3 protein-coding genes and 1 pseudogene are annotated in these 2,500 nt (G+C 43.9%); 1 reads left to right on the top strand and 3 read right to left on the bottom strand.

Going from position 1 to position 2,500, the window contains the following annotated elements; all coding sequences use genetic code 11:
- Nucleotides 1-237, bottom strand: a pseudogene (locus CUB63_RS17405) (VENN motif pre-toxin domain-containing protein); the annotation flags it as partial.
- Between the two features lie 87 nt (nt 238-324).
- On the opposite strand from CUB63_RS17405, the gene CUB63_RS17400 reads away from it, so the two are divergent.
- Nucleotides 325-471: a SymE family type I addiction module toxin gene (locus tag CUB63_RS17400; protein WP_109848582.1), complete on the top strand. Its 147-nt coding sequence runs from the start codon at nt 325-327 to the stop codon at nt 469-471.
- A gap of 48 nt (nt 472-519) precedes the next feature.
- On the opposite strand, the gene CUB63_RS17395 is transcribed toward CUB63_RS17400, so the two are convergent.
- Nucleotides 520-777: a MafI family immunity protein gene (locus CUB63_RS17395; RefSeq protein ID WP_006534428.1), complete on the bottom strand. Its 258-nt coding sequence runs from the start codon at nt 775-777 to the stop codon at nt 520-522.
- Nucleotides 778-795: 18 nt separating this feature from the next.
- The coding region (locus tag CUB63_RS17820) for a VENN motif pre-toxin domain-containing protein (RefSeq protein ID WP_239996101.1) at nt 796-2,500 on the bottom strand (1,705 nt) is incomplete at its 5' end.

Below are 2,500 nucleotides of genomic sequence, written 5' to 3'. Positions count from 1 at the left end.
TCCTGCGGCAGCGGATTGGTTATTTAGCTCTGCAACTACAGCACCCAATACGGCATGCGCCATGGCATTCGCAGCTTTATTATCTTCACCCACTTGTTGTTTTATCAACGTTGCTAAGTGCGGCGATGAAGCACTTGCTAACGCTCCTGCTAAGTTATCACCTGCTAGGCCTTGCAGTAATCCTGTCACCGCTTGGGCGGCTTTTTGGAAATCACTGTCGGTGCCATATTGTGCCATGGCATTGTTGTAGGCTTGGTCTTTGATGGCCTGCTCGGTGGGGTTTTAGAAGGAAATAAAAGCGGAGTTAAAACCAGACTATATTCAGTGGGTTACTTGCCGACCAACCCCAGCCCACAGCTGATTATCAGCGGTAAGTGGTTGAAGGCGTTAGGGTTTGAGGTAGGCAGCCACTACACCCTCACTCGCCAAGCCGGACAGATGAATATCCGGCTGGCTGAGGGGATGAGATAAATACAAAAGATCCTAGTGTTGAACTAGGATCTTTTCATTGACCCTAATTCACTTAATATTAGCTGGATTTATATATAAATATCTATCATCTAACTCAAGATTTAGCTTATTTACAATACCAATGATCTGCTTATACTCATCACTGGTTATTACGACATCATAGTCAGCTATGTGATCGCATAACGTTTCAAAAGCTAAAATACTTTCTGAGTGGTCTATATATTCTAAGTCAAAATCAACAATATCAGGCGCCAAACGCCCTTTCAGATTTTCACCTAAACGTCTAATATCTTGATTAATATCCATAACAATCGCTGACCTTTATTAGTTTTTTATTGGTTTAAGTGAACCCGAGTTAGATGCATTATCAGGGAAAGCTGTAACTACCTTTCCATTAGCTGGCTCAAAAATCACTCTCATACGAACACCATCTCGCACTTCCCATGCAACCCACCTAGCAGGTCTTCCGGCTTTTGTATATAAGCCCCCAGTACCTGATTGAGCATACCACTGTGTAGTTGGTGATGTTGTTATATCCCCGATTTCATGAATAATTTTTTCTGCTGGCCAGTTAGATGGGAATGTTGTTTTACCCGGATTTCCTGGGAAAATATGACCACCTTGAGTTAGACTTTCACCATATAGTATATGTTGTTTAGCCTCAGGTGATAGTATATCTACATAATTTTTAGGATCAATTTTACCTATCGTATCTTTATAAGGTAGTGAATTTCCATCATACTTACCATCACCTTTCCCAACAGTCGTAACCGTTCCATCATCCTTCGGACTAAATGCACCATTTTTATCCGCAGTCCAGTTGCTACCAGCTCCTGCATTATTTCCTTTCGGTGACGTCACATTTGGCTTAGCAACATCTTTTCCAAACTGTTTTACTAAAGCGCCTGAATTTGCGACCGCTGACATACCACCCAATAGGTAAATCGACCCGACATACATACCTGCACGCGTTCGTGCTTCTTCATTGGTATAACCGAAGTTTTTAAAGGCTTCAGTATAGGATTCCAATAGATTGTACGCCTGCTGTGCTTCGGGTGAAGTCGAGTTCAATAACCGCTCGATTTCTTGATAACCAGCCTGCGCTGTTTTTGGATTTTGATACGTCAAACTGACGTAGGTATCTATCGTTTCGAATGCGTCTTTTCTAGCAGCGGTACATTCAGGTGAAACACCGCCTGCACAGGCATCAAGTAATCTTTGTGTTGTTTCTGTATCTTTAATTCGCAGCTCAGCGAGTTTCTGTTGCTCGACTTCAGTGATCTTACCTTGCTTCTCTTTTAGCTCCAGTGAGGTTTTTTGACGATATTCTGAGTCATTCAGATAGTTATTCTCAACCGCATTCTTCCCAGCTTGCGAGCCAGTAATTGCACCAGCTATATCACCGGTAGTCAGTCCTCCGGCAAGACCAGAGGCCAGTTGACTCAATGCACTGACTTGCTGTTTTTCACTTTCCGTAAGTTCGCTCACGTCTTTATTCGGGAAGAGTTCTTTAGCGATATATCTCGCTGCTAATTCACCACTACCAGCGCCTAATCCTCCTGCGGTGGCGGATTGGTTATTTAGCTCTGCAACTACAGCACCCAATACGGCATGCGCCATGGCATTCGCGGCTTTATTCTCTTCAACCACTTGTTGTTTTATCAACGTTGCTAAGTACGGTGAAGAAGCATTTGCCAATGCACCGGCTAAATTATTACCCGCCAGCCCTTGCAGTAATCCAGTCACCGCTTGGGCGGCTTTTTGGAAGTCGCTGCCGGTGCCATATTGTGCCATGGCGTTGTTGTAGGCTTGGTCTTTAATGGTTTGCTCGGTAGGTGTTTTACCCGCCGCTTCCAGTTGTTTTTTGGAGACCGCTAACGCATCGGGGTCTTTCTGCGCTTTCAGACCCACAATATTTCCTTCGGTGCGAATAATATCCATCGCCTGATTGCCAATTTCGCCAATCAGTTGCGCTTGTTTTAAGCGATTTTGCTCTTTTTCTTTATCAAAGATAGGTTTGATACTGCCG

This window comes from Proteus penneri, assembly GCF_003144535.1.
GTDB classification, from domain to species: domain Bacteria; phylum Pseudomonadota; class Gammaproteobacteria; order Enterobacterales; family Enterobacteriaceae; genus Proteus; species Proteus penneri.
This window is presented reverse-complemented; position numbering and strand designations above follow the sequence as displayed.

Excerpts from the sequence above, each read along its gene's own strand:
- CUB63_RS17395 (WP_006534428.1), bottom strand. The coding sequence starts at position 777 with ATGGATATTAATCAAGATATTAGACGTTTAGGTGAAAATCTGAAAGGG.